The 24100-nt window shown below is 63.2% G+C and carries 19 protein-coding genes; 13 read left to right on the top strand and 6 right to left on the bottom strand.

Annotation, left to right across the window (positions count from 1 at the left end):
• The first annotated feature begins 299 nt into the window (after positions 1-299).
• From ACO07C_RS11350 to ACO07C_RS11340, 3 genes are all read left to right on the top strand, one after another.
• Positions 300-2201 (top strand): potassium transporter Kup, encoded by a 1902-nt coding sequence (locus ACO07C_RS11350; RefSeq protein WP_421914263.1) that lies wholly within the window; start codon positions 300-302, stop codon positions 2199-2201.
• A gap of 524 nt (positions 2202-2725) precedes the next feature.
• Complete coding sequence (locus ACO07C_RS11345; protein ID WP_421914262.1) at positions 2726-3841, top strand: alkene reductase; 1116 nt, start codon at positions 2726-2728, stop codon at positions 3839-3841.
• 237 nt (positions 3842-4078) lie between these two features.
• On the top strand, positions 4079-5401 hold the full coding sequence (locus tag ACO07C_RS11340) for an LLM class flavin-dependent oxidoreductase (RefSeq protein WP_421914261.1): 1323 nt from the start codon (positions 4079-4081) through the stop codon (positions 5399-5401).
• Between the two features lie 108 nt (positions 5402-5509).
• Here the strand turns inward: ACO07C_RS11340 and ACO07C_RS11335 are convergent, their stop codons facing one another.
• Positions 5510-5950, bottom strand: a complete 441-nt coding sequence (locus ACO07C_RS11335) for a hypothetical protein (RefSeq protein WP_421914260.1) — start codon at positions 5948-5950, stop codon at positions 5510-5512.
• A gap of 184 nt (positions 5951-6134) precedes the next feature.
• Complete coding sequence (locus ACO07C_RS11330; RefSeq protein ID WP_421914259.1) at positions 6135-6923, bottom strand: SDR family NAD(P)-dependent oxidoreductase; 789 nt, start codon at positions 6921-6923, stop codon at positions 6135-6137.
• A 42-nt stretch (positions 6924-6965) separates the two neighbouring features.
• Here ACO07C_RS11330 and ACO07C_RS11325 point away from each other — a divergent pair, with 42 nt between their 5' ends.
• From ACO07C_RS11325 to ACO07C_RS11315, 3 genes are all read left to right on the top strand, one after another.
• Positions 6966-7919 carry a LysR family transcriptional regulator gene (locus ACO07C_RS11325; protein ID WP_421914258.1) on the top strand — a complete coding sequence of 318 codons (954 nt, stop codon included), beginning with the start codon at positions 6966-6968 and terminating at the stop codon, positions 7917-7919.
• 243 nt (positions 7920-8162) lie between these two features.
• Positions 8163-9509, top strand: a complete 1347-nt coding sequence (locus tag ACO07C_RS11320; RefSeq protein ID WP_421914257.1) for an NAD(P)/FAD-dependent oxidoreductase — start codon at positions 8163-8165, stop codon at positions 9507-9509.
• A 133-nt stretch (positions 9510-9642) separates the two neighbouring features.
• Positions 9643-12381 (top strand): DNA translocase FtsK, encoded by a 2739-nt coding sequence (locus ACO07C_RS11315; RefSeq protein ID WP_421914256.1) that lies wholly within the window; start codon positions 9643-9645, stop codon positions 12379-12381.
• Between the two features lie 65 nt (positions 12382-12446).
• Here the strand turns inward: ACO07C_RS11315 and ACO07C_RS11310 are convergent, their stop codons facing one another.
• Genes ACO07C_RS11310 through ACO07C_RS11295 form a run of 4 tightly spaced genes read right to left on the bottom strand, consistent with a single transcriptional unit; the run spans position 12447 to position 15818 of the window.
• Positions 12447-13148, bottom strand: a complete 702-nt coding sequence (locus ACO07C_RS11310) for an RraA family protein (RefSeq protein WP_421914255.1) — start codon at positions 13146-13148, stop codon at positions 12447-12449.
• A complete protein-coding gene (locus ACO07C_RS11305) occupies positions 13145-14263 on the bottom strand; it encodes a mannonate dehydratase (protein WP_421914254.1) in 1119 nt (372 codons plus the stop codon). Before ACO07C_RS11305 ends, ACO07C_RS11310 begins: the two co-directional genes overlap by 4 nt.
• Before the next feature lie 3 nt (positions 14264-14266).
• On the bottom strand, positions 14267-15052 hold the full coding sequence (locus ACO07C_RS11300; protein ID WP_421914253.1) for an SDR family NAD(P)-dependent oxidoreductase: 786 nt from the start codon (positions 15050-15052) through the stop codon (positions 14267-14269).
• Positions 15045-15818 (bottom strand): FadR/GntR family transcriptional regulator, encoded by a 774-nt coding sequence (locus tag ACO07C_RS11295; protein WP_421914252.1) that lies wholly within the window; start codon positions 15816-15818, stop codon positions 15045-15047. The genes ACO07C_RS11300 and ACO07C_RS11295 overlap by 8 nt, the downstream gene beginning before the upstream one ends.
• Before the next feature lie 163 nt (positions 15819-15981).
• On the opposite strand from ACO07C_RS11295, the gene uxuA reads away from it, so the two are divergent.
• From uxuA to ACO07C_RS11260, 7 genes are all read left to right on the top strand, one after another.
• On the top strand, positions 15982-17166 hold the full coding sequence (gene uxuA, locus ACO07C_RS11290) for a mannonate dehydratase (RefSeq protein ID WP_421914251.1): 1185 nt from the start codon (positions 15982-15984) through the stop codon (positions 17164-17166).
• A gap of 130 nt (positions 17167-17296) precedes the next feature.
• Positions 17297-18448 (top strand): extracellular solute-binding protein, encoded by a 1152-nt coding sequence (locus ACO07C_RS11285; RefSeq protein WP_421914250.1) that lies wholly within the window; start codon positions 17297-17299, stop codon positions 18446-18448.
• Positions 18448-19251: an IclR family transcriptional regulator gene (locus ACO07C_RS11280; protein WP_421917499.1), complete on the top strand. Its 804-nt coding sequence runs from the start codon at positions 18448-18450 to the stop codon at positions 19249-19251. The genes ACO07C_RS11285 and ACO07C_RS11280 overlap by 1 nt, the downstream gene beginning before the upstream one ends.
• Positions 19252-19326: 75 nt before the next feature.
• Complete coding sequence (locus ACO07C_RS11275; RefSeq protein ID WP_421914249.1) at positions 19327-20358, top strand: sugar ABC transporter substrate-binding protein; 1032 nt, start codon at positions 19327-19329, stop codon at positions 20356-20358.
• A gap of 161 nt (positions 20359-20519) precedes the next feature.
• The gene (locus ACO07C_RS11270) at positions 20520-21500 is read left to right on the top strand and encodes an ABC transporter permease (RefSeq protein ID WP_421914248.1); all 981 of its coding nucleotides are present in this window, start codon (positions 20520-20522) and stop codon (positions 21498-21500) included.
• The gene (locus ACO07C_RS11265; protein ID WP_421914247.1) at positions 21490-23025 is read left to right on the top strand and encodes a sugar ABC transporter ATP-binding protein; all 1536 of its coding nucleotides are present in this window, start codon (positions 21490-21492) and stop codon (positions 23023-23025) included. Before ACO07C_RS11270 ends, ACO07C_RS11265 begins: the two co-directional genes overlap by 11 nt.
• A 75-nt stretch (positions 23026-23100) precedes the next feature.
• Entirely contained in the window at positions 23101-24099 is a 999-nt protein-coding gene (locus tag ACO07C_RS11260) for an ABC transporter permease (RefSeq protein ID WP_421914246.1), read from the top strand.
• Position 24100: the final 1 nt, after the last annotated feature.

Here is a 24100-nt window from a genome sequence, read left to right as displayed (position 1 = left end):
GTTCACGGCGACTTCCATCAGGAACGGGCGGCGGTTGCTATGCCAAGGAACGGGTCACGCGCGACCTGGATGTTCCGGGTTCCTCGGCATCGATCTACAAGATCCGTTCGGCGAGTGTGGTTCTGCGCGCTTCGCCACCTTGCCTCGCGGCATAGGCGCCTGCCAAACGCGACAGGATGGAGTGGGCTGGGACGGGCGCTGGCGTCTAGGTGACGAGGCGTCCACCAATGTGCGCCTCTGAAAGCTGCTTGCCGAGACAGGTGCGGAAGATTACCAAGTAAGAAAAAGGGGCGTGCGACATGAGGGCCTCCGTCCAAGATCAGGGGCAACGTCGCGTCAGGGCGGTGACGGCCCTTGCCTGCATGGGGATCGTGTTCGGCGATATCGGGACAAGTCCCCTCTACGCCTTGCAGGTCGCAATCAATTCGGCGACGCCGGCCGGGAACAGCCCCGCTCCGCAGGCGATCCTCGGCATCGTCTCGCTGATATTCTGGTCGCTGATCGTCGTCATTTCGATCAAATACGCGATCCTTATCATGCGAGCCGACAATCATGGCGAGGGCGGTATTCTCGCGCTGCTCGCACTGGTAAGCCCGCAGCGCGCCAGGCAGAGCCGCGCGCGTGCCTTGATGGTGATGGTCGGCCTCTTCGGCGCGACGCTGCTTTACGGCGACGGCGCAATCACGCCCGCCATGTCCGTGCTCAGCGCGATCGAAGGGCTCAAGGTCTATACGCCGCAGATGGGACATCTTGTCGTCCCTCTGACCGTGGCCATCCTTGTCCTTCTGTTCTTTTTCCAGAAGAAGGGAACGGGCTGGATCGGCGGCATTTTCGGGCCAATCATGCTGGTCTGGTTCGGGGTTATCGGCATTCTCGGCATCGGTGGCATCATGAAGGGGCCGGCGATCCTCGCGGCCCTCAGTCCCTGGCCCGCCATCGACTACCTCTGGCACGCCGGGCCGCTCGCCTTCACGGTGATCGGAAGCGCTTTCCTTGCGGTCACGGGCGGCGAGGCGCTGTATGCGGACATGGGCCATTTCGGACCTTTCCCAATACGTGTCGCATGGTTCGGCGTGGCGCTGCCGTCACTGACGCTGAATTATTTCGGGCAAGGCGGGTTGCTGCTGGTTGACCCGTCGGCCATCGAAAATCCGTTCTATCACCTCGCGCCCGCCTGGTCGCACTACGGACTGATTTTGCTGGCGACGGCTGCGACGGTGATTGCCTCGCAGGCGATCATCACGGGCGCCTATTCGCTGACGCAGCAGGCGATCCAACTCGGCTTCCTGCCGCGCATGAACATCATCCACACGGCAGGGCACGAGCGCGGGCAGATCTATATTCCGCTGGTCAACTGGACCCTCGCCGTGGCCACGCTCACCGCCGTCCTTGGCTTCCGCTCGTCGGATGCGCTTGCCGGCGCTTATGGTATCGCGGTGTCGCTGCTGATGGTGATCACCACGGTTCTCGCCGCTTTCGTAGCGCTCAACTGGAAGCACAATCCATTGATTGTCCTTGTTGTGAACGGTAGCCTCTTCCTGCTTGAACTCCTGTTTTTCGCATCGGCCTCCACGAAGCTGCTGGACGGCGGCTGGTTCCCGCTGACGATTTCCGTCGTGATCGCCTTTCTCATGATGACCTGGCGCCGTGGCGAGGAGATTCTGGACAAGGCGCGTCTCGCCGTTCGCCAGACAGTCGCCGACTTCAATGCCGGCATCAAGGCTAATCCGCCCTTTCGCATTCCCGGCACCGCGGTCGTGCTCGGCCGCTTGACGAAAGGCATTCCGCTCGCCCTGTCGCACAACCTCAAGCTCAACCATGTGCTGCATGAGAAGGTGCTGCTTGTCGCGGTCGAAGTCGCCGAGACGCCGCGCGTGCCCGACGAAGAGCGGGCCATCATCCAGACGATTTCGGATGACATTTCCCGTATCGAACTACGCTACGGCTTCATGGAGAATCCGGATGTGCCTGAAGGCCTGAGGACCGCGCTCGCACGCGAGCAGATCGGCAAATGCGAATTGTCGAAGATCACGTACTATACCGGACACGAGACGATCATCGCTGGCGGTCTGAAGGACGGGATGGCGCGCTGGCGCGAGCGTCTCTTCGCGCTGATGCACCACAACGCGCAGCGACCTGGGGCATATTTCAACATCCCCGCCGAGCAGATCATGGAGATCGGCGTCGAATTCAAGATCTGACGACGTCGCTACCGCGGTTTCTACACCCCACCAGCGGCGAACGATCCGCGTCGGTCACCGACGTCTGCCTCTCCACTTGACGCCAAAGCAGCTATTCAGGTCGTCCATCAGGGCGATCATCATCGGCACGAAGACCATTGTCAGCATGGCGAGGTGACCAGTGCGCCGGCGTCGCTCGGCCTTCGACAGCGCGGTACGTCGGCTTGCTGGCGATCAACTCGCCTCTCCACAGCGATTTTTCCGTGGTCATTGGAACAACAATCTCCGCTGCCAGTTCCTCCGTCATATGCACCTTAGCCTTTGATATCGTCACCCGGTGGCGTGATCCGGCTGGACATCATGACCGATTTTGAGGAAGCAGCCCCACGGGCTTCGACCACAATGTCGCGCCAGGTGGATTTTGCTGGCCGGGTTCACCACATCCTCCCACAACGGGACAACCCCTGCCTGGCGCCGTGCGAGCGGCGCCTGACATAACACGCGCCGGCATGGAACCGGCTCCTCACCCCGATGAAAGGTAATTCATGGCCACGCTGTTCGATCCCATCAAAGTCGGAGACCTAGACCTTGCCAATCGCATCGTCCTTGCGCCGCTGACCCGCAACCGGTCGCCAAAGGCGGTGCCTCGCGATCTCGCCGTCACCTACTATGTCCAGCGTGCGACGGCTGGTTTGCTGATCACGGAAGCCACCGCGATCACGCATCAGGGGCAGGGCTATGCCGATGTGCCCGGCCTCTACGCGCCCGAACAGCTCGCGGCCTGGCGCAAGGTGACGGACGCCGTCCACGCGGCAGGAGGGAAGATCGTGGTGCAGCTCTGGCACGTCGGCCGCATCTCCCACAATTCGCTGCAGCCGGGTGGTGGCAAGCCGGTTGCGCCTTCGGCTATAACAGCCAAGTCCAAGACCTATCTGATCGATCCGGAAGGCACCGGCGTCTTTGCCGAAACATCCGAGCCGCGAGCGCTCGAACGGAATGAGCTGCCCGGCATCATCGAAGACTTCCGGCGCGCCGCGAAAGCGGCGGTCGAGGATGCCGGCTTCGATGGCGTCGAGATCCACGGCGCCAATGGTTATCTGATCGACCAGTTTCTGCGCTCCGGCAGCAACCATCGCACCGACGAATATGGCGGCTCCATCGAGAACCGCACGCGGCTTGCCCTGGAAGTCGTTGACGCGGTTGTCGCCGAGGTTGGTGCGGGCAGAACCGGTATTCGCCTTTCTCCGGTCACACCCGCCAACGATGCCGCGGACCCTGATCCGCAGCCCTTGTTCGAGCACCTCGTGCGCGCGCTTGCCACGCGTGGTCTTGCCTACATCCACGTCATAGAGGGCGCGACCGGCGGAGCTCGGGACTTTCAGCAGGGCGACCGGCCGTTCGACTATGCGTCCTTCAAGGCGGCCTATCGCAATGCCGGTGGCAAGGGCGCCTGGATCGTCAACAACGGCTATGACGCGAAACTTGCCGAGGCGGCGGTCGCGGAAGGCCGCGCCGACCTGGTGGCCTTCGGCAAGCTCTTTCTCGCCAATCCGGATCTTGTCCGCAGGCTCCGCGAAGGCAAGGACCTGAACGAGCCGGACAAATCCACGTTCTACGGCGGCGGAGCCAAAGGCTACACCGACTATCCGACACTGGCCTGATCCCTCGAACTGCACGCAGATTTGCAATGACGACCCGTGCTTCCGCGGAGTTGCCGGAAGGACTGGAGCCGCACGGCCTCTTGTGGGATGCCGTGCGGCAGCTCGCGAAGATCAAAACTTCGGCAGTGAAATGCTGCGCAAGCCGCCCATCGTGGAACAGAATACCTTCCTCGCGCCGCGATGGCGTCCGATCCTCGCTCGGATTCGATCAATCTCCAACGTTCGAGATATCAAGGCATGACACAGAAACAATTGCGGCTCGGCGCCTTCATGCGCCCCGTCAGCCTTCACACCGGCGCCTGGCGCTATCCGGGCGCCTATGCGGACGCCAATTTCAACTTCGCGCATCTGAAGCGCTTCGCCCAGACATTGGAGGCGGCGAAGTTCGATGCCTTCTTCATGGCCGACCATCTGGCCGTCCTCAACATGCCGATCGAGGCGCTGCGGCGCAGCCATACGGTGACCTCGTTCGAACCCTTCACCCTGCTGTCGGCGCTCGCTGCCGTCACCGACCACATCGGCCTGGTCGCCACCGCATCGACGACGTTCGACGCCCCCTACCACATCGCGCGCCGCTTCGCTTCGCTCGACCATATCAGCGGCGGGCGCGCCGGCTGGAACATCGTCACCACGTCCAATCCCGATGCGGCGCTGAACTTCGGCCTCGACGAGCATGTCGAGCATGACGAGCGCTACCAGCGGGCGCGGGAGTTCTACGATGTCGTGACCGGGCTGTGGGACAGCTTTGCCGACGATGCCTTCATCCGCGATGCCGAAAGCGGGCTCTATTTCGACCCGGATCGGCTGCATGTGCTCGATCACAAGGGCGAGCATCTCTCGGTGCGCGGTCCCCTCAACATCGCCCGGCCGGTCCAGGGTTGGCCGGTGATCGTCCAGGCGGGCGCCTCGGAAGCCGGACGACAACTGGCGGCAGAAACAGCGGATGTTATTTTCGCCGCGCATGGCGATCTGGCCTCCGGACAGCGCTTCTTCGCCGACGTCAAGGGCCGGGCGGAGAAACTCGGCCGTGCGCGCGACGACATTAAGATACTCCCCGGCGCCTTTGTCGTCGTCGGCGAGAGCGTCGAGGAGGCGCGGGCCAAACGGTCGAAGCTCGATAGTCTCGTCTACTACGAGAGCGGCATTGCCTCGCTGTCGATCGCGATCGGTCACGATGCGTCCGGCTTCGATCCGGATGCGCCGCTGCCGGAAATTCCCCAGACAAATGCCTCGAAAAGCAGCCGCGAGCGGGTCATCGAACTGGCACGCCACGAGAACCTGACCGTCCGGCAACTGGCGCAAAGACTGGGTGGCTATTCGGGCCTCGCCTTCGTCGGCACGCCGAAGACCATCGCCGACGAGATGGAGGAATGGCTGGTCGGCGAGGGCTCCGACGGCTTCAACATCATGTTTCCCTATCTGCCTGCCGGGCTCGACGACTTCGTCGAGAAGGTCGTGCCCGAACTGCAGCGGCGAGGCATATTCAGGCGGCAATATGAGGGAACGACGCTGCGCGAAAATCTCGGCCTGAAGCGCCCGCCCAACCGGTTCTTCGAGTAGAGCGTGCCGCGCAACGAGCTACCCAATGTTCACCCAGGCATCTGATCGTGCTTGCGGCGCGGTCTTGTGGTCGAGCGATTTGCGCGTCGCAGGCAAGGTTGCTGGCCGTCACCGGGAAGGAACTGGCGGCAGTTCGAACAGATTGGCACCGTTCTCCTTGCCTCTCTCCTCATAGCCGATCGTTCGAAACCAGCGCGCGACGTCAGCCCCCTGGAGCCAACTGCGCGAGTGAATGGGGAGGTTGCCGGCGAGCGCCTGGATGTGGCGAATGTGTCGCTTGCAGAAGCGGACGGTGGCGGCGCGGAAGAAATCGTCCTGTGCGGCAAATAGCGTATCGGCAGCGTCACTATGCTCATGCCAGGCGATGATCGCCACGGCCTTGTCGCCCTCGACAAGCGCATGGGCACGACCTTCTTTCAGGTTCATCATCAGATTGTCATAGGCGATCTTGCTATCCTTGCCCGCGGCTACGTATTCGTCCGACATCCGCTTGGACAGACCCCGGAAAACATCTTCCAGATCTCCGATCGTTGCTGCGCGTGCTCTCATTTCTCCTCCTGCGGCCCCGGCAGGTAGTTTGCCCTAGGGTTGGGCAATCACCAAGCAAATCAAGTTCGCCATCTGGCCCTGATGAGCAAAATTGGTTCACTTGGGCATGTCCGGATATTCCATGAGCAGCCACGCTCGATCCCTCCATCAATCCAGCCGCGCGCAGGAGTCCCACGCCGAAGGCTCACCAGGGAACAGTGCGGCCGAGGTAATCGAGATATTGCAGGCCGGGAGTTCCTTGCACGGAGAGGAGCACCTTCACCAGCTTCGGGACGCTCTCCTCGATGCTAAGCCGTCCATCCGAACCACCCATATCGGTTCGCACCCAGCCAGGCGCCATCAGCACCATCGCCCTGGATTCCTCGGCGTGGCGTGCCGCGAAACTGCGCATGAACATGTTCAATGCCGCCTTGCTGCCTCGGTATACCTCCCGCATGCCGGTCGTGTTGTTGCCGATGCTGCCTTGACCCGACGACATCACCCCTATCGTTCCGGTCGGAGAGACGAGATCGTGCAGGGCTTCGACGACCCGCATCGGGCTCAGGGAATTCGTCACCATGACACGCACGAACTCTTCGGTGGTGACATCGGCTATCGTTTCAGCGGGATTGTTCGTGACGCCGGCGCTCACGAACATGGCATCGAACCGCCTTGGCGACAGACGAGCGCGCAGCGCGGCGATCTGATCCGGTTCACAAATGTCGAGGGTCTCGATCTCGACCCGGTCTTTGAATGTGTTCGCCAGGTCGTGCAGGGCGGTCCCGGCTTTCCCCCGCACCGTGCCGACGACGTTCCATCCGTGCCTCAGATATTCCGCGGCGATCGCGTGGCCGAGGCCCCGCGAGGCTCCGACAATCAGAATGGTCTTGTTGGGAAGGGACATGGCCTGAAGCCTCCTTTTGCTGCTCTGGCATTCATGTGGTGGCTTTTCAGTCCATGCGCCAGACGCAACAGCTGCAACAACGAGTTGCATGAAACGCTATGCCATCCAGCGCGTCCATGATATTGAGCGGCCATGCTTGGCGCGGATTTGAACCTGCTTGTTGCGCTGGATGCTTTGCTTGCCGAGGGCAGCGTGACCGGAGCCGCGCGCCGGCTTGGGTTGAGCACGTCCGCCATGAGCCGCACGCTTGTGCGCCTCCGCTTGGCGACGCGCAATCCCTTGCTTGTCCGCGCCGGCCGGGGGCTGGTGCCTACGCCCCGCGCCGCCGAGTTACGCGATCGTGTTCATTTGCTGACCCGCGACGCCCAGGCGGTGCTGCGGCCCACAGCGATTGACCCTCCGGACATCGCGGCGCTGGAACTGACCTTCACGATTCGCGCCAACGAGGGGTTCATCGCGGTTTTCGCCGCCCCGCTGCTGGTGGCGATCACGCAGGCCGCACCTGGCGTCCGCGTGCGGTTCGCACCCAAGCCCGACAAGGATGCGCGCCCGCTTCGTGAAGGGCAGGTCGACCTTGAAATCGGCGTTCTTGGCGACTCGGTGCCGGAAGCGCGAACGCAAATGCTCTTTCGCGACAGGTTCGTGGGGGTCGCGCGTGCGGGACATCCTCTGTTGGCGGGCCAGGAAATCACGCCCCGGCAATACGCTGCCTGCGGCCACGTGGTGGCCTCGCGCAGAGGGGCGAGCACCGGGCCGGTCGACGACGCACTGGACGCGCTCGGGCTGAAGCGCGCCGTGGTTGCGGTGGTGCCGGGATTTCCCGACGCGGTACGAATAGCACGCTGCTCGGACCTGATTGCGCTTGTGACGCAAACATTCTTGAACAGCCTTACCGAGGCGGGCGCCGGCGCGGCAGAGACTGTCAAGGGCTTCGCTCTGCCGGTCCCCACCCCTGAGATCGCGGTTTCGGCAACGTGGCATCCCCGCATGGATGCCGATCCGGTCCATCGCTGGTTGCGCAACACCGTGATCGAGGTCTGCAAGAATGAAAGCCGCCAGCGTGCCAAGGGCGGCGCATTGCAATAGGGCCCGTCTTCCCGTGCACCGCATCGAATTGCTGAACGCCGCATATTGGGCGTTGCAGGCCATTGTTAAACGGAATTCTGATTGGCTTTTCGGCGCGGCGCTGCTGCAGCGGCAATCAACAACTTTGTTGCGTCGGTGCCCAGATTCTCCACGTCGGCCCAGCGTTGACCGACTATCAATATCTCCATTCGTCGCCGACATTTCATGGGAGACGGCCATGGTGGACCACAAGGATCGTTTTCTTTGACAATTTTCCCCTTCACGGAAGCCGCTCCTGTCCAGTTTCAGGCGCAGTTGCCGAAGACCTCGGAGGTCGTGGTCATCGGCGGTGGCGTCATCGGCGTGACCACAGCGCTGTACCTGGCGCGACGCAACATCTCGGTGACGTTGCTGGAAAAGGGACGCGTTGCCGCAGAGCAATCCTCGCGCAACTGGGGTTGGATCCGGCAGCAGGGCCGCGATGCAGACGAACTGCCGATCGTCATCGAAGCGCTTCGCCTCTGGCGGCAACTCGCAGAGGAGTGCGGTGAAGACATAGGGCTGAAGCAGACAGGCGTTACTTATCTCGCGCGCACGGACAAGGAGATGACCCACTTCGGGAATTTCCTGAAGATAGCCCAGGCTCATGGCGTGGACACGCGCCTGCTCGATCAGGGCGGGGCCGCGAAGCTGATCCCGGCCATGTCGCTGCGGTTCAAGGGTGGGATGACCACTCCGTCTGACATGCGCGCCGAGCCCTGGGTCGCGGTGCCCGCGCTGGCTCGCCTTGCCGCCCGGCAAGGGGTCACCATCATCGAGAATTGTGCGGCGCGCATGCTCGACGTCGCCGCGGGACGGGTCAGCGGCGTCTGGACCGAAAGCGGCCGCATCGCCACCTCGAACGTCGTCGTCGCCAGCGGCGCATGGACGTCGCTGTTCCTGCGCGCGCACGGCATTTCGATCCCGCAGCTCAGCGTCAGGTCGACGGTCGCGGCGACAGCGCCGATGCCGGAAATTCACGCCGGCGCCGTCGCGGACGACCGTATCGCCTTCCGGCGGCGGCAGGATGGCGGGTACACGCTCGCATCGGGAGGTAGCAACCAGCTTTACGTGGGGCCGGACGCATTTCGCCACGCCACCAAATATGTCAGCGCCCTGATGGCGAATCCCTTTGGCACACGCTACCTGCCGGCCGCGCCGCGAGGGTACCCGGACAGCTGGTCGACGCCGCGCAAGTGGGACGCTGACAAGCAAAGCCCGTTCGAACGGATGCGCATCCTCGATCCCGCTCCTGAAGCCTCGGCGCTTCGCGCCATCGACCGCGAGTTCAGGAAACTTTTCCCGCGGTTCAAGACGGTGCCGCTTAAGGCGAGCTGGGCGGGAATGATCGATGCAATGCCGGATGTCGTTCCCGTTGTGGATCGCGCGGCCGCCATCCCGGGTCTCGTCGTCGCGACCGGGATGAGCGGCCATGGCTTTGGCATCGGACCAGGCATGGGCCGCATCCTTTCCGACTTGGTCCAGGGCAACGACACAGGACACAAGCTCGACAGATTCCGTCTGTCGCGTTTCAGCGATGGCAGCCCGATCCGGCTGGGACCTTCCCTCTAGACGAGATAACCTGGCACGGCCTTTGGACGACGATAGCGAGCGCTCACATCGTCAGTAGCAGGCCCGGCGGGAAGCAACTGTTAACCACTCGCTCCCTATTGCTCGGAGGACGGTTCACAGGTGAGTCTTGAGAATGGAATCCACGCGTTTCCCCCGGGCCAGTTCATTGAAGACGGCCTCGCCCCATGACGCTGGGGCAGATCGCACTGAGGCAGATCGTTTCAACGCCACGGGGGACAGGGATGGCAAGCGACCCCCTTCAGACACAACGTCTGACCTGATTCGCTCCCAGAGAATGGCCGGCCGGCAGCCCGACGAGCCCCAGGCCGGCTACTCAGGGCGGGTCGTCAATCTCTACGGCAACAGCCAGTCCTACATGGAGCCAAGGGGCAAGTCCCCGGCGGGCGCCGCTTTCCCCAAGCTCGGCGCCATCGAAGGTCCCGCCTGGCAGGATTATTTCTTCCTCGCGCCCAATGTGCGTTTCACCCGTACGCCAGATTATGAGGCCAAGAAACCGGTCCCGCGGCAGGATCAGGGTGCGGCCGAGCAAGCCGAGGCAAGGGCGCCTTCAACGCAGCCTGCGTTCGGGCAGCCGGCGCCTGCCTCCAGCCCTTCGGCATCCTCGGCGCCGGTGAAAAGCCACAACGCCGCGATCGGCGCGCGGCTGCCCATCGGCAACAGAGCCGTCATGGGCGAAAGAACGTCGCCTGTGGCTTCCGTGTCCGCTCCTCAAGGCCAGACCAGCGAAAAGACCCGGCCTGCGGCTCCGGTCCATGTCGCGGCCACGGCGGCACGCCCTTCCGTGCAGGCACGTGTCGTCCACGGACCTGGTGCGCCGACCGAAACAGCCAGCCGTGAAAGGCTGAGATGGCCGTATCTGTCGGATCACGCTTTCTTCGAGGTCATGGCGCCCTATGTGGTCGATGCGTCGTCGCCGGTTAGAAGGGCCGATCTAGTAGCCGCCCCTGCACCGATCGTGGTGGCGCCCATCGCCGCCGCGCAGGTCGACATGCGCCCGGCTCCCACGGCCGATGTCACCTCGTTGTTTCGTGTCATCGAATGTCTTCCAGGCCAGCAGGCTTCGCCCGTTTTGCCGGAGGTCCATCCGGCCAATTCGAACCAAGCTGTCGCCGTGCCTGAAGTGTCGGTGATGAAAGCGCCTCGGCGAGCGGCCCGCTCGGCTGAAATCAAGGTCATGGCGAGCGCCGCGGTCCCAGAACCAGCCGTGCAAGATGCGGACGTCGCCGCGCAGGTTCCGGCCGCGCGCGCCGTTTCGCTTCTGCCCCTGGCCGGGAAAATCGTGCCGGCAACCACGGGCGATGCTTACGAGCTTCCTTCGGAAGAGCTCTTGCAGCAGCCACCTGAAGGGCAGGGCTTCTACATGTCGCAGGAGCGGCTGGAGCAGAATGCCGATCTTCTGGAAAGCGTGCTTGAGGATTTCGGCGTGCGCGGAGAGATCATCCATGTTCGCCCTGGTCCAGTCGTCACGCTCTACGAATTTGAGCCGGCGCCTGGCGTCAAATCATCTCGCGTCATCGGTCTGGCCGACGATATCGCCCGCTCCATGTCGGCGGTCTCGGCGCGCGTCGCTGTCGTCCCGGGCCGCAACGTCATCGGCATCGAGCTTCCGAACGAGACGCGCGAAACCGTCTATTTCCGGGAGCTGATCGAATCGGAGGGCTTCCGCAAGACCAGTTGCAAGCTGGCGCTGTGCCTTGGCAAGACGATCGGTGGCGAGCCGGTCATCGCCGAACTGGCAAAGATGCCCCATCTGCTCGTCGCCGGCACCACCGGCTCGGGCAAGTCGGTCGCCATCAACACGATGATCCTGTCCTTGCTTTACCGGCTGAAGCCGGAAGAGTGCCGGCTGATCATGGTCGACCCCAAGATGCTCGAACTCTCCATCTACGATGGCATCCCGCATCTGCTGACCCCTGTCGTCACGGATCCCAAGAAGGCGGTAACCGCACTGAAATGGGCGGTGCGCGAGATGGAGGACCGGTACCGCAAGATGGCGCGGCTCGGGGTCCGCAACATCGACGGCTACAACGAGCGCGCCGCCGCGGCCCGCGACAAGGGCGAGACGGTCGTCATGACCGTGCAGACCGGCTTCGAGAAGGGTACCGGCGAACCGCTGTTCGAACAGCAGGAGATCGACCTTGCGCCGATGCCGTTCATCGTCATCATCGTCGACGAGATGGCCGACCTGATGATGGTGGCCGGCAAGGAAATCGAAGGCGCGATCCAGCGCCTGGCGCAGATGGCGCGCGCCGCCGGTATCCACCTGATCATGGCAACGCAGCGTCCCTCGGTCGACGTCATCACCGGCACGATCAAGGCCAACTTCCCGACCCGCATCTCCTTCCAGGTGACGTCCAAGATCGACAGCCGCACAATCCTGGGCGAGCAGGGCGCCGAGCAACTGCTGGGCCAGGGCGACATGCTGCACATGGTGGGCGGCGGGCGCATCGCCCGTGTTCACGGCCCCTTTGTCTCCGACGTGGAGGTCGAGCATGTCGTGGCGCATCTGAAGGCGCAGGGCCGCCCCGAATATCTGGAAACCGTGACCGCCGACGAGGACGAGGAAGAAGCCGAGGCCGACCAGGGCGCGGTTTTCGACAAGGGCTCCGTAGCGGCCGAGGACAGCGATTCCATCTATGACGAGGCCGTCAAGGTGGTCTTGCGCGACAAGAAGTGTTCGACGTCCTACATCCAGCGCCGCCTCGGCGTCGGTTACAACCGCGCCGCGTCGCTGGTCGAACGCATGGAAAAGGAAGGATTGGTCGGCGCCCCCAACCATGTGGGCAAGCGCGAGATCATGACCGGCCGGCGCCAGCAGGCCAACACGCCGCAGGAAGACGGCGCGGATTGATCGGGTCCCTGTTCAATCGATGGCGATGCGCGCGACTGTCTGGCGCATCGCCATCGATCGACTGATCACATGATGCCGAAAGTCCTGTAGGCCTCTACCGCGCTCATGCCGTCGCGGATCGCCTTGGCGACGAGTTTCTCACCCCGGACTTTCTCCAGTGCGAGCCTTATAACCTCTTCCTCCGCTTGTCGGGGAATGACGAGGACGCCTTCCTTGTCGCCGAACAGCAGCGTACCCGGCTCGATCCGCACACCACCGATCTCGAGTGCGCAGCGATAGTCCATGACCTTGCCGCGCACGCCCTGGTCCTGCGCGTAGTAGCCGGTGCAGAAGCAGGGGAAGCCAAGTGCCTTGATGCCGTCCGTGTCGCGGGCGAAGCCGTTCACCAATGCGCCATGCGCGCCGAGGATTTTCGCGCGCGTCGACATCAGTTCGCCCCACAGCGCGTAGCGTGGCGAGGCGCCGCTGGCGACGTAGATTTCGCCCGGCTTGAGATCATCAAGCGCTTCGAACATCAACCCGAACGGCTTGGTCATCAGCGGATTGTGCGTCGACTGCCCGGACGGGAAGATATCGGTTTCAAGCACTGGCATGGCCCGGCCAAGCAGTCGCGTCGTCTCGTCGACCGGCTTGAACACCGGCGGCAGGAACTGGTGCTGCAATCCCAACGTATCCATCACATCTCCGACGACCGCGACGAAGAGCTCTTTCTCGAACAGGCGGTACATTTCCGTGTCGTCGGCATAGAGGCGCGTCGAACGGGTCATGAGGCTTGCCTCCGGATGTTGGTGGATTGGGCACTGCGAGAAGGCCCGAGAGCCGCGGCGTTCTGGACCAGCGCGCGCATGTAGCCCAGCGCAAAAGCCTTTCCGGCGTGCCAGGGCGCGTCGCAGGACATTTCCGGCGTGTGATCCGGGATCATCACGCCATCATAGTTCTCGTCGCGCAGGATGCGGACGATCTCGGCCATGTCGATGTCGCCATCATCGACAAAGGTCTCGTGATAGTTCGGCACCTTGCCGCGCACGTTGCGGAAGTGGATGTAGCCGATACGGCCGCGCCGTGCGAAACGGCGGACATGCTCATAGATGTCGTCGGTGCCCGGCATTTCCTGCAGGGAGCCGAGACAGAGCTCCAGGCCGTTGGCCGGCGAGTCGACGATGTCCATCAGCCGGTCGTACTTCTGGGGCCGGTTGACGAGCCGCGCGGCACCGCGCAGCGCTTCGGCCGGCGGGTCGTCGGGGTGAGCCGCCATCACGACGCCCGCTTCCTCGGCCACCGGCACGATCTCGCGCAGGAAGACGCCGAGCCGTTGCCAAAGCTCATCGCTGCTGATTTGCACCGGCTCGGCGTTCGGCCGGGCGGCACGGTAACGCATGTTCCAGACGACGCCGTCGGGCAGGGGCAGATCGGGGTCGATGGCGGAAAGGTCGAGACCCACCGACATCGCTTCGCCTCGCGCGAATGGGCCTCGCGACCAGCCCCAGACGCCCGCGATGGAGAAATTGTAGCCGATGCATGGAATGCCCGCGCGCCCGGCATCGCGGACGAGGCGCTTCAGCCCTTCGATCTGTTTTGCCCTGTCGGGACCGCCAAGCAGCACGTCGTACCAGAATCGAGGCGAAAAATTCTCGATCGCGGCGATCTCCAGGCCATTGTCGCGCACAGTCTTCACCAGGCCGGCGAAGTCCTCGTAGTTCCAGAGTTCGTCGGTGGAGCAGTCGCCCCAGCCCTCCGTTTCGCTGCCGGCGGAAAGCGAAGGGTCGCGGCCGCGAAAATAGTTGGTGAGGTGGGCGACGACATGGGTGGCGCCTGCCTGGCGGGCGAAGCGGAAATTATCCGGGGTCAGTGACTCCCGGTAAAGGCCAAGGCCGATCTTCATGGTTTACTTCACACCAATGCCGGCGGTCAGGCCGCCATCTATTCTGTAGTCGGCGCCGGTGCAGAAGCCGGCCTTTGACGAGCAGAGGAATGCGATGAGTTCCGCCACCTCCTCCGGTTCGCCAATCCGGCCAAGCGGATGGGCCGCGCCGAAACGCCTGTAGGCCTCTTCGACATCGGCGTCGCTGCCACCTTCGCCACGCGCGGCCTTTTCGAGAATAGGGGTGCGGATCGAGCCGGGGCTGACCGAATTGACCCGGATTCCGGCCGCCGCGTAGTCGAGTGCCAGCGAGCGCGTCAGCGTGTGGATGGCGCCCTTTGTCGTGGCGTAGGCGGCAACGTTCTGCTGGCAGGCGAAACCCTGCACCGAGGCGACATTGACGATGGCGCCGCCGCCGCGCTTGATCATTTCCGGGATGCCGAAATGGGCGGTCAGATAGATCGATCCGACATTGACCGTCATCGTCCGGTTCCAGATTTCCCAGTCGGTTGTGGTCGCTGTCCCGTAGGGATGGACGGCCGCGGAATTGACGATGATGTCGATGCCGCCAAACCTCGCGACGCCAGCCGCCACCGCGTCGCGCACCTGGTCTGAAACCGAGACATCCACTGTCTGCACCAGCACTTTCGCTCCGGCCTTGGCGAGGCCTTCCTGCATCGCGGCATTGGCGGCCTGGTCAATGCCGCAGGCGACGATCGAGGCGCCGCCCTGCGCGAGGCGCCTCGCGGTGGCGAGCGCGATTCCGGTCGTGCCGGTGATCAGCGCAACCTTGTTCTCAAAGTCAGACATGGTGCAAATCCTTGGAAGATGCCAGGTCCGGCCGCGCCGGCGTGGTCCTTGCGTTTTCGAGGTCGTCGGGAACGAAGCGCAGGCCGAAATCGAGATGCCGGCTCATCAGGTAGCAATAGGCGATGCGGTCGCGCGCGCGCAGCGCCGCGATGATCTCGCCATGCGCCTGGCGTGTTTCGCTCAGCACCGGCCGGATCGATTTGCCGACGGTCATGATGTGCTGGATGACCGGCGACAGGAACTGGTAGGTCTGCACCAGCATGCGGTTGCCGGCGAGCTTCATCAGCGCGAGGTGGAAATCGAAATCGCGCTGCGCTGCTTCCTGGACATCCTTGCTGGTTTCGATCAGGCCATTGACCTCGTCCAGTGTGTCGAGTTCGGCGGCGCTGGCGTTCAGGATAATGTGGTCGCCGATGCTCACTTCGATGATGCGGCGAAACCCCTGGATGTCGTTGAACGACGTCCTTGAAATATCCATCTGGGCGGCGAAAAAGTTCTGGATCGCGATGTTCTGGCGATCAGCCAGCACCGCGCCGACACGCGGCTTGGGATCGATCAGGCCATAGGTTCGGATGGTACGCAGCGCTTCGCGTATCGTGTTGCGGCTGGCGCCGAACAGTTCGCAAAGCTCCCGTTCAGTCGGCAGCACGTCACCGACCGACATGGCGCGATTGCGAATAAGGTCGAGGATTTGCCGCACCGTCTGGTCGACGGCCGAATTGCTGACCGCGGCTTCTTCCGCCGCCTCGTGACCAGTTGGCTCCAATGGACTGTCTCCGATTTGTTGGACCAAGCCTAAGGGTGAGTGGATAAGAAATCAACTGATAGCCAGCGAAAAAGGAGTTGGCGGTCCATATGAGTGCTATTTTAGCGTGTTGACAGGTCTGTGGTCCAACAATATGGTCACTGCCTGATCTTTAGGAGGCTTCATGGAACAGTGTTGGCGCTGGTATGGTCCGGACGACCCGGTGACGCTCGAGCATGTCAAGCAGGCCGGCGCGACCGGCGTGGTTTCCGCGCTCCACCAGATCTATGACGGCAGGGCCTGGCCGGAAGCCGATGTGCTCGAGCGCAAGCGGATCATCGAGGCCGCCGGTCTCGAATGGTCGGTCGTCGAGAGCATCCCGGTCCACAATTCCTTCAAGATCGGCGCTCCGGAACGCGAGCGCTATGCCGGTTTCTATCGCGACAGCATCCGTGCGCTCGCCAAGGCCGGAATCAAAACCATCTGTTACAATTTCATGCCGGTCGTGGACTGGACCCGCACCGACCTCATGTATCGCCTGCCGACGACCGGCTACGCGTTGCGCTTCGATGCCATCGACTTCGCCGCCTATGATCTGTTCGTGCTGCAACGCAAGAACGGCTCGGCCAGCTATACGCCGGCGCGTATCGCCGAGGCCGAAAAGCGCCTGAAGACGCTGACGTCAGAGCAGGTCGACCAGATCGAGCGCAACCTCATTGCTGGCCTTCCGGCGACCGAGCGCAGCTACAACCGTGACAGTTTTCGCGAGGCGCTGGCGGAGTACGACGCGATCGGACCGAAGGAGTTGCGCGAAAACCTTGCATGGTTCCTGCGCGAGATCATCCCGGTGGCCGAAGAGGAGGGGGTGCGCATGGGCATCCATCCCGACGATCCGCCCTTCTCGCTCTATGGCCTGCCGCGCGTCGTTTCGACCGCCGAGGATGCGCGCTTCATCCTCAACGCCGTCAACAGCCCGGCCAATGGCCTGACGTTCTGCACCGGCTCCTATGGCACGCGCGCCGACAATGACATTGTCGCCATGGTCAAGGAATTCGCCGACCGCATCCATTTCGTCCATCTTCGCAACATCACCATCGAGGATGACGGCTCGTTCCATGAAGCCGAGCATCTCGAGGGCGGCACTGACATGGCACATGTCATCCTCGCTTTGATGCAGGAGGAGAAGCGCCGTCGCAACGAGGGTCGCACCGACTGGCGCATCCCGATGCGGCCCGACCATGGGCATCTGCTTGCCGACGACATCGGCAAGAAAAAGATCAATCCCGGCTATTCGCTCATCGGGCGGCTCAAGGGGCTGGCTGAACTGCGCGGCATCATGCGCGCCGTGGAACGTTTCGATCTGGCTTGAGGTGACATCTCGGACCAGCGGGTGTCACTCACTCAGTTTGTGTAAGTGAAAACAATTTGCACAAATGAAAATAGATGCTATGTCGATGGCAGGCCGGCTGTTGTCCGGCCGCCGGGAGGATAAGAAGAGCATGACGAAGCTGCGCGGATTGGCGTGGGATCATAAGCGTTGCTGGGGTCCGCTCGACGCCAGTATCGGACCCTGGTGCGCAAGCCGTCCCGGTCTCGAGATCGAATGGGATCGCCGCAGCCTCTACGAATTTGGCGAAGGGGCGATCGACCGGGTTCTCGGCCAGTATGATCTCGTCGTTTTCGATCATCCGTTCATTGGCGAGATCGCCAGTGGCGGGCTCATGGTTCCTTTCGACGGGCATCTGACCGGCGAGCAGCGCCAGCTCTTCGAACGGGATTCGGTCGGCAAGTCGTGGCAGTCCTACGCGAGTGAAGGGCGCCAATGGGCGCTCCCGATCGATGCCGCCTGCCAGGTGGCGTCGTTCCGGCCGGACTTGATGGCGGCCTATGGCGAAGTGCCTCGCTCCCATGACGATGTTGTCGATCTCGGCCGCCGTGCACGCAAGGACGGCAAGTGGCTTGGCCTGCCCCTGGTCCCGACCGATGCCATGTGCCTTCTGCTGACGCTTGGCGATCCGCGGGAAGACGCCGACGACTTCATCGGTCGCGATAGGGTCGAGCAAGCCATCGACCAGTTGCGCGAGCTTTCGGAGCTTTCGCATCCAAGCTCGCGGCAGTGGAATCCCATACGCTGCTATGACCACATGATCGCCAATGACGACTTGGTCTATGTTCCCTTTGCCTTCGGCTACGTGAACTATGCCTCGCGCACGGAAACGCCAAGGCTCCGCTTCGCCGACGCGCCGATCCCGGGATCGGCGGGCGCGCTGCTCGGCGGCGCGGGCATCGGCGTCAGCGCACAGTCGGCAAACGTCCAGGCGGCAATTGATTATGCCCTGTTCCTCTGCTCACCGGACAACCAGCGTGGCCAGTATGTCAGCGCGGGCGGGCAGCCTGGCTCGTTGTCGGCCTGGCGGGACAGCGCGGTCAATGCCGCCACGGGCGACTTCTTCGCCGATACGCTGAAGACGATCCAGTCGTCCTACCTCCGTCCCACCCATGCCGGCTTCATAACCTTCTTCCGCGAGACCGCGCCGCGCGTCGGGGCGGCCATCTCCGGCGAGCTTTCGGTCGCCGAACTGGCCGCCTGGGTAAACCGGCGTTACCGCGAGACGCGGCCCTCGACCAAGTCGGTACGGAGCGTCGCGTGATGGCCACCGTCGCCAAGGCATTCGATGACGGCGAAAACGGGCGCGGCGAATACCGCGCGCCTGCGGCCGAGAAGGCGCTGGATATCCTTGAGTTCATGGCCGCGCAGGGCGAGGCGCTGACCCAGACCGAAATCGCCAACGGCCTCGATCGCTCCATTCACGAAATCTACCGCATCCTTCTGTTGCTGGAAAAGCGCGGCTTCATCCTGCGCACGGGCAGTGACCGTTTCCGCCTGTCGCTCAAGCTCTTCGAACTGGCGCACATGCATCCTCCCGTGAACCGGTTGGTGGAGTGCGCATTGCCGGTCATGCGCGAGCTTGCCGCCAACGCGGATCAAAGCTGTCACCTGGTGGTGCGCGAAGGCCAGAATGTGCTGGTCGTCCTGCAGATCGATTCACCCTTGCCGATGCGCTATTCGGTGGCGCTGGGCTCGCATTTCCCCATCATGGAGACGAGTTCCGGCGCCGTGCTGCTGGCGCACCAGAGCCCGGCGGAGCGCGATGCCATCGTCGAGCGCATCGTCGCTGCCGGCGAAGGGCAGGGGTCGCGCGCGGAAATCGAGGCGCGGCTGGCCGAGGCATCGAAGCGTGGCTACGAGATGCGCTCCTCCCTGGCCGTCGATGGCTGCATCAACATTTCAATGCCGGTTCGCGACCATACGGGCGCGGTGATCGCGGCGCTGACCGTTCCCTTCCTGCCGCAGAAGGCCGCCCGCTTCGACCGCGAGACGGTCTTCGCGCGCGCCATGGCCGCCGCCAACAAGGTTTCCGCTGCTCTGGGCGCCGGCGACGCCGCGACCTGACTTTGACTGCAACCCGAGACGGCGGGGCCTACCGTTCCAAGACTGAACCGTACTGATGAAAATTGGGAGAAGAGTATGAACTGGTCTAAAACAATGCTGCTTGCCTCGGCGGCGGCGCTCGCCTTCGCCGCGGCCTCCGCCCATGCACAGAACATGCCGAAGAAGATCGGCTACGTCACCAACTACGCCACCCATGAGTGGTACCAGAATGTCATCAAGGGCATGAAGGCCCATGGCAAGGATCTCGGCATCGAGGTCGAGGTGCAGGACGCCAATCTCGATATCGCCAAGCAGGTGGCCGCGGCCGAGGACTTCATCGCCAAGGGCGTCGACGTCCTGATCATCACGCCGGTAAACGAGGAAGGCGTGGTGCCGCTGCTGCGCCAGGCCAAGGCCGCCAATATCCCCGTCGTGCTGGAAGGCAATCCGGTCAAGGGCATGACGACCATGGTCGCCATCTGCGACTACGACACCGGCTATTTCTCGGGCATCGAGGCTGGCAAATACGCCAAGGAAAAGCTTGGCGGGACAGCCAAGGTGATGAATGTCGGCCTGCCGCTGCTTTCCGCCACGGTGCTGCGCTCGCATGGCTTCATGGACGGGCTGAAGACCATCATCCCCGATGCGGTCATGGTGCATGACCTCGACGGCGGCGGCAATCCGGATCGCGCGCTCGAAGTCTCCTCGGCGGCGCTCGCAAAGAATGCCGACATCAACATCATCTACGGCATCAACGACTCGTCGTCGCTGGGTGGTCTTCAGGCGTGGAAGGCCGCCGGAAAGTCGCAGGACAACCTGCTGACCGTCGGCACCGGCGGTGAGGGCCTCGCCTTCATCAACGCCATCGAGAAGGAGCCGTCCTATCGCATCGAGGCGGCTATGTTCCCCGAGAAGGAGGGCTACACGGCCATCGACGCGGCGGTGAAGCTGTTCAACCACGAGGAAGTGCCGCAGCACATCGTCAGCCCGACCGCCCCGATGAACGGCGACGACTGGAAGAAGTACTACGACTATGACGGCACCACCCGCACCATCAAGTGGGACGCTGTCAATGCGCTGACGCCTCCGGCCAAGTGCATGAAGACCGCCGCCGACCTGAAGAAGTAACGATACTCCCAGGACGCTCCCTTTCGCCATCCGGCGGGAGGGAGCGACGCGGACCATGAAAGAGCAGACCAGGCATCACCCGCGCAATCGCGCGATACACTCAAGGATGCATCGCGCCGGAGCGCTGCCTGCCTGCACGCCGTCTCTCGGAGCGGACTGACATGACAGACATACCTCATCAGCCGGCAGGACGTTCGATGTCGATACGGTTCGGCAAGTCGGGCTCGCTCGTGCTGGCGCTTATTCTCGCGGCCCTTTGCATCGTCATCTCGATCGCGGAGCCGCAATTCTATTCCGAGGCCAACGTCATCGCCATTCTGCGCCAATGCGCATTGGTGCTGATCGTTGCATGCGGGATGACGATGCTGATCATCACGGCCGAGGTCGACCTGTCGGTCGGCGCCTCGCTCGCCTTTGTCGGCTGCATCGGCATGTCGGTTCTGAACGCAACGCATAGTCTTGCACTTGGCATGCTCGCGGGCCTTGCCTTTGCCGGAGCGGTTGGCCTTGCCAACGGCCTGATCGTCACCCGCCTGAAAGTGAATTCGCTGATCGCCACGATCGGCACGATGATGATGCTGCAAGGCGGCGTCTATCTCTTCACCCGCGAGGCGGTGCAGAACCACCACCAGCTCGTGGATTTCACGGCACTTGGCGCGGGCTATGTCGGGGCCATCCCGATCCCGGTCATTTTCGCGGCGGTCATCTTCCTCATCGCCTGGATCACGCTGCGCTTCACGGTGCTGGGGCGTTTCATCTACGCCGTTGGCGCCAATGAAAAGGCGGTTCGCCTGTCGGGCGTCCGCTCCGAGCGGCTAAAGCTGTTCGCCTTCGTCCTCACCGGCCTGTGCGTCGGCATTGCCGGCATGATCCTGTCGTCGCTGATGAATGCCGGCCAGCCTACAGCAGGGCGCGGTTTCGAGCTCACGGTCATCGCTGCCGTCATTCTCGGCGGCACCAGCCTGACGGGAGGTCGCGGCACTCTCTTCGGCACCTTGCTCGGTGTGCTCGTGCTGAAAGTCATCGACAACGGCATCATCATCCTCGGCTGGAACCAGGACCTGCAGATGATCGTGCCGGGCGTGGTCATCATCCTGGCAACCTATCTCGACATCGTGCGGAGCAAAGCCAATGCCCGCTGACCTGCGCCAAGGCATCAACAACAAGGCTCCCGTCGACATCAGCCTGCCGGCGCTCGAAATGGCCGGGATAGGCAAGCGTTTCCCCGGTGTCATGGCGCTCGAGAATGTCGACCTGACGCTTGTGCCCGGCAAGGTGCACGCCCTGATGGGCGAAAACGGCGCCGGCAAGTCGACGCTGATCAAGATCATGGCGGGCGTCTACTCAAGGGATGCCGGAACGATCCGGATGCAGGGCCGCGACGTCGAGATCAAGTCGCCGCGCGACAGCCTGAAGCAAGGCATCAAGGTCGTCTTCCAGGAGATCGCTCTGATCTCTGAATTCACGGTTGCCGAAAACATTTTCCTTGAAGGCTACCCGACCGGCAAGGGCGGTTCGATCGACTGGAAAAAGATCCGCGCCGACGCAGCGGCGCTGTTCCAGCGCATCGGCTTCAATGTCGATCCGGCGGCACGCACCGGCTCGCTGCCGGTCAGCCAGCAACAGATGGTCGAGATTGCCCGCGCACTGGCGCATGAGGCGCGTGTCGTCGTCATGGATGAGCCGACATCGTCGCTGACGCCGAACGAGGTGGCCCTGCTGTTCGCGGTCATCCGCCGCCTGACCGCGCTCGGCATCGCGGTCGTTTATGTCAGCCACAAGCTAGACGAAGTCCTCGAGATCGCCGACACGGTGACCGTGCTGCGCGACGGCAGGCACATCTCCACCAGGCCGATCGGCGAACACACCAACGACACGCTGATCCAGGACATGATCGGCCGGCGCATCGACAATCTGTTCCCCCGCCAGCGCGGTCCTGCGGGTACAAGCGTCGCGCTTTCCGTCGAGGGGCTATCGACTGGGCGCAAACTGAAGGATGTCAGCTTCGAGGCCCGCGCCGGCGAGGTCCTGGGCTTCTTCGGCCTGATGGGTGCCGGCCGCACCGAGCTTGCCAAGGCCATCGTCGGCTACGATCCGATCACCGCCGGCACGATCATGATCGACGGGCAGGCCCTGTCGCCGCACAACACCACTTCGGGTGTGCGCCTCGGCATCGGCCTCTTGACCGAAGACCGCAAGAGCGAAGGCCTGATGGGCGACCTGCCCGTCTACCAGAATGCCAGCCTCGCCTCGCTGAAACGCTTCGCCAGGATGGGTTTCGTCGACACGGCCAGCGAGCGCGCCGCTGTCCAGGACTATGTGGACCGCTTCCGCGTCAAGACGCCGAGCCTGTTCCAGCAGATCAAGAACCTGTCGGGCGGCAACCAGCAGAAGGTGCTTATCTCGCGCTGGCTGATGCGCGGGCTGAAGGTCATCGTCGTCGACGAACCGACGCGCGGCATCGATGTCGGTGCCAAGTCGGAAATCTTCGCGCTGATCGACCGCCTCGCCGGGGAAGGCCTGGCCGTGGTGATGATGACGTCTGAAATGCCCGAACTGCTCGGTCTGGCCGACCGTGTCGCGGTCATGGCCGAAGGCCGCATTTCCGCGACCTTTTCACGTGCCGACGCCACGCAGGAGAGGATCCTCAATGCCGCTATCGGTTGAGATTGCCATGATTGCGCGCGCATTCCCTCGATCCTCGCGGGAGCGTGCCCAATCAATTGTGGAGGCGGCTGCATCATGAGCAACGCTTCGCTGTCCGCGGACGCGCAAACGCAATCGTCTCTTCTGGCTCGCCTGCTGCGGCGTCAGGAAGTGGCGCTGCTGATTTGCCTGATCCTGGTCGTCGCCTTCTTCTCCGTCACGGCGGAGAACTTCTTTTCCGTCCGCAACATGACCAACGTGCTGGGCCAGGCATCGCTGCCGCTGATCGCCGGTATCGGTTGCGCCATCGTCTTCATTTCCGGCGAAGTGGACATCTCGATCGGCTCGCTGCTGGCGACCATCGCGCTGCCGCTGATCATCATCATGAACGACACCAACTCGCTGTTGCTCGGCATCAGTGGCGCGCTGCTGTTCGGGCTGATCATCGGCGTGGTGAACGGCTATCTCACCGCTTATGCCGGCATCAATTCGCTGATCGTGACGCTCGGCACGATGTTCATCATGCGCGGTGGCGTCTATCTCTATACCGGCCAGCGCGCGATTCCCGACGATGCCAGTCTCGACAGCTTCATCGCTTTGTCGGATGGACGCCTGTTCGACATCCTGCCGTATTCGGCGGTCATCGCCATCGTCCTGCTTGCCGCCTTCGCCTACATGATGCGGCACCGGCCTTTCGGCCGGCAGATCTATGCCGTCGGCGGTAACCCCGAAGTGGCGCGGTTGGCGGGTTACGATGTGCGGCGCGTCAAGTTCATCTGCTTCATCATCAGTTCGCTGCTGGCGACGGTGGCCGGCATCATCCTGGCAGCGCGCGTCGGTTCGGCGCAGCATACGGCAGGGCTGAATTTCGAGTTCCAGGTCGTCGCCGCGACGGTGCTTGGCGGGGTCAGCCTCGCCGGCGGTATCGGCAGCCTGAGCGGCATGGCGCTCGGCGTGCTGATCCTGCAGTTCCTGTCCAACGGACTGCGCGGGCTCGGCCTGCCGACCGAATGGCAACTGGTCATCACCGGCATGATCATCATCGCCGCGGTCGCCTTCGACGAGGCGAAGCGACGCCGGGCACAGGGAGGCTGAC

This window comes from Mesorhizobium sp. (genome assembly GCF_965229135.1).
Classification (GTDB): domain Bacteria; phylum Pseudomonadota; class Alphaproteobacteria; order Rhizobiales; family Rhizobiaceae; genus Mesorhizobium.
The sequence above is the reverse complement of the archived record's forward strand: the minus strand, read 5'-3'. Positions and strand labels throughout refer to the sequence as shown.

Excerpts from the sequence above, each read along its gene's own strand:
- ACO07C_RS11285 (WP_421914250.1), top strand. The coding sequence starts at position 17,297 with ATGACGAAGCTGCGCGGATTGGCGTGGGATCATAAGCGTTGCTGGGGT.
- ACO07C_RS11315 (WP_421914256.1), top strand. The coding sequence starts at position 9,643 with ATGGAATCCACGCGTTTCCCCCGGGCCAGTTCATTGAAGACGGCCTCG.
- ACO07C_RS11335 (WP_421914260.1), bottom strand. The coding sequence starts at position 5,950 with ATGAGAGCACGCGCAGCAACGATCGGAGATCTGGAAGATGTTTTCCGG.
- ACO07C_RS11345 (WP_421914262.1), top strand. The coding sequence starts at position 2,726 with ATGGCCACGCTGTTCGATCCCATCAAAGTCGGAGACCTAGACCTTGCC.
- ACO07C_RS11270 (WP_421914248.1), top strand. The coding sequence starts at position 20,520 with ATGACAGACATACCTCATCAGCCGGCAGGACGTTCGATGTCGATACGG.
- ACO07C_RS11305 (WP_421914254.1), bottom strand. The coding sequence starts at position 14,263 with ATGAAGATCGGCCTTGGCCTTTACCGGGAGTCACTGACCCCGGATAAT.
- uxuA (WP_421914251.1), top strand. The coding sequence starts at position 15,982 with ATGGAACAGTGTTGGCGCTGGTATGGTCCGGACGACCCGGTGACGCTC.
- ACO07C_RS11280 (WP_421917499.1), top strand. The coding sequence starts at position 18,448 with ATGGCCACCGTCGCCAAGGCATTCGATGACGGCGAAAACGGGCGCGGC.
- ACO07C_RS11340 (WP_421914261.1), top strand. The coding sequence starts at position 4,079 with ATGACACAGAAACAATTGCGGCTCGGCGCCTTCATGCGCCCCGTCAGC.
- ACO07C_RS11330 (WP_421914259.1), bottom strand. The coding sequence starts at position 6,923 with ATGCAACTCGTTGTTGCAGCTGTTGCGTCTGGCGCATGGACTGAAAAG.
- ACO07C_RS11275 (WP_421914249.1), top strand. The coding sequence starts at position 19,327 with ATGAACTGGTCTAAAACAATGCTGCTTGCCTCGGCGGCGGCGCTCGCC.
- ACO07C_RS11260 (WP_421914246.1), top strand. The coding sequence starts at position 23,101 with ATGAGCAACGCTTCGCTGTCCGCGGACGCGCAAACGCAATCGTCTCTT.
- ACO07C_RS11325 (WP_421914258.1), top strand. The coding sequence starts at position 6,966 with ATGCTTGGCGCGGATTTGAACCTGCTTGTTGCGCTGGATGCTTTGCTT.
- ACO07C_RS11350 (WP_421914263.1), top strand. The coding sequence starts at position 300 with ATGAGGGCCTCCGTCCAAGATCAGGGGCAACGTCGCGTCAGGGCGGTG.
- ACO07C_RS11310 (WP_421914255.1), bottom strand. The coding sequence starts at position 13,148 with ATGACCCGTTCGACGCGCCTCTATGCCGACGACACGGAAATGTACCGC.
- ACO07C_RS11265 (WP_421914247.1), top strand. The coding sequence starts at position 21,490 with ATGCCCGCTGACCTGCGCCAAGGCATCAACAACAAGGCTCCCGTCGAC.
- ACO07C_RS11300 (WP_421914253.1), bottom strand. The coding sequence starts at position 15,052 with ATGTCTGACTTTGAGAACAAGGTTGCGCTGATCACCGGCACGACCGGA.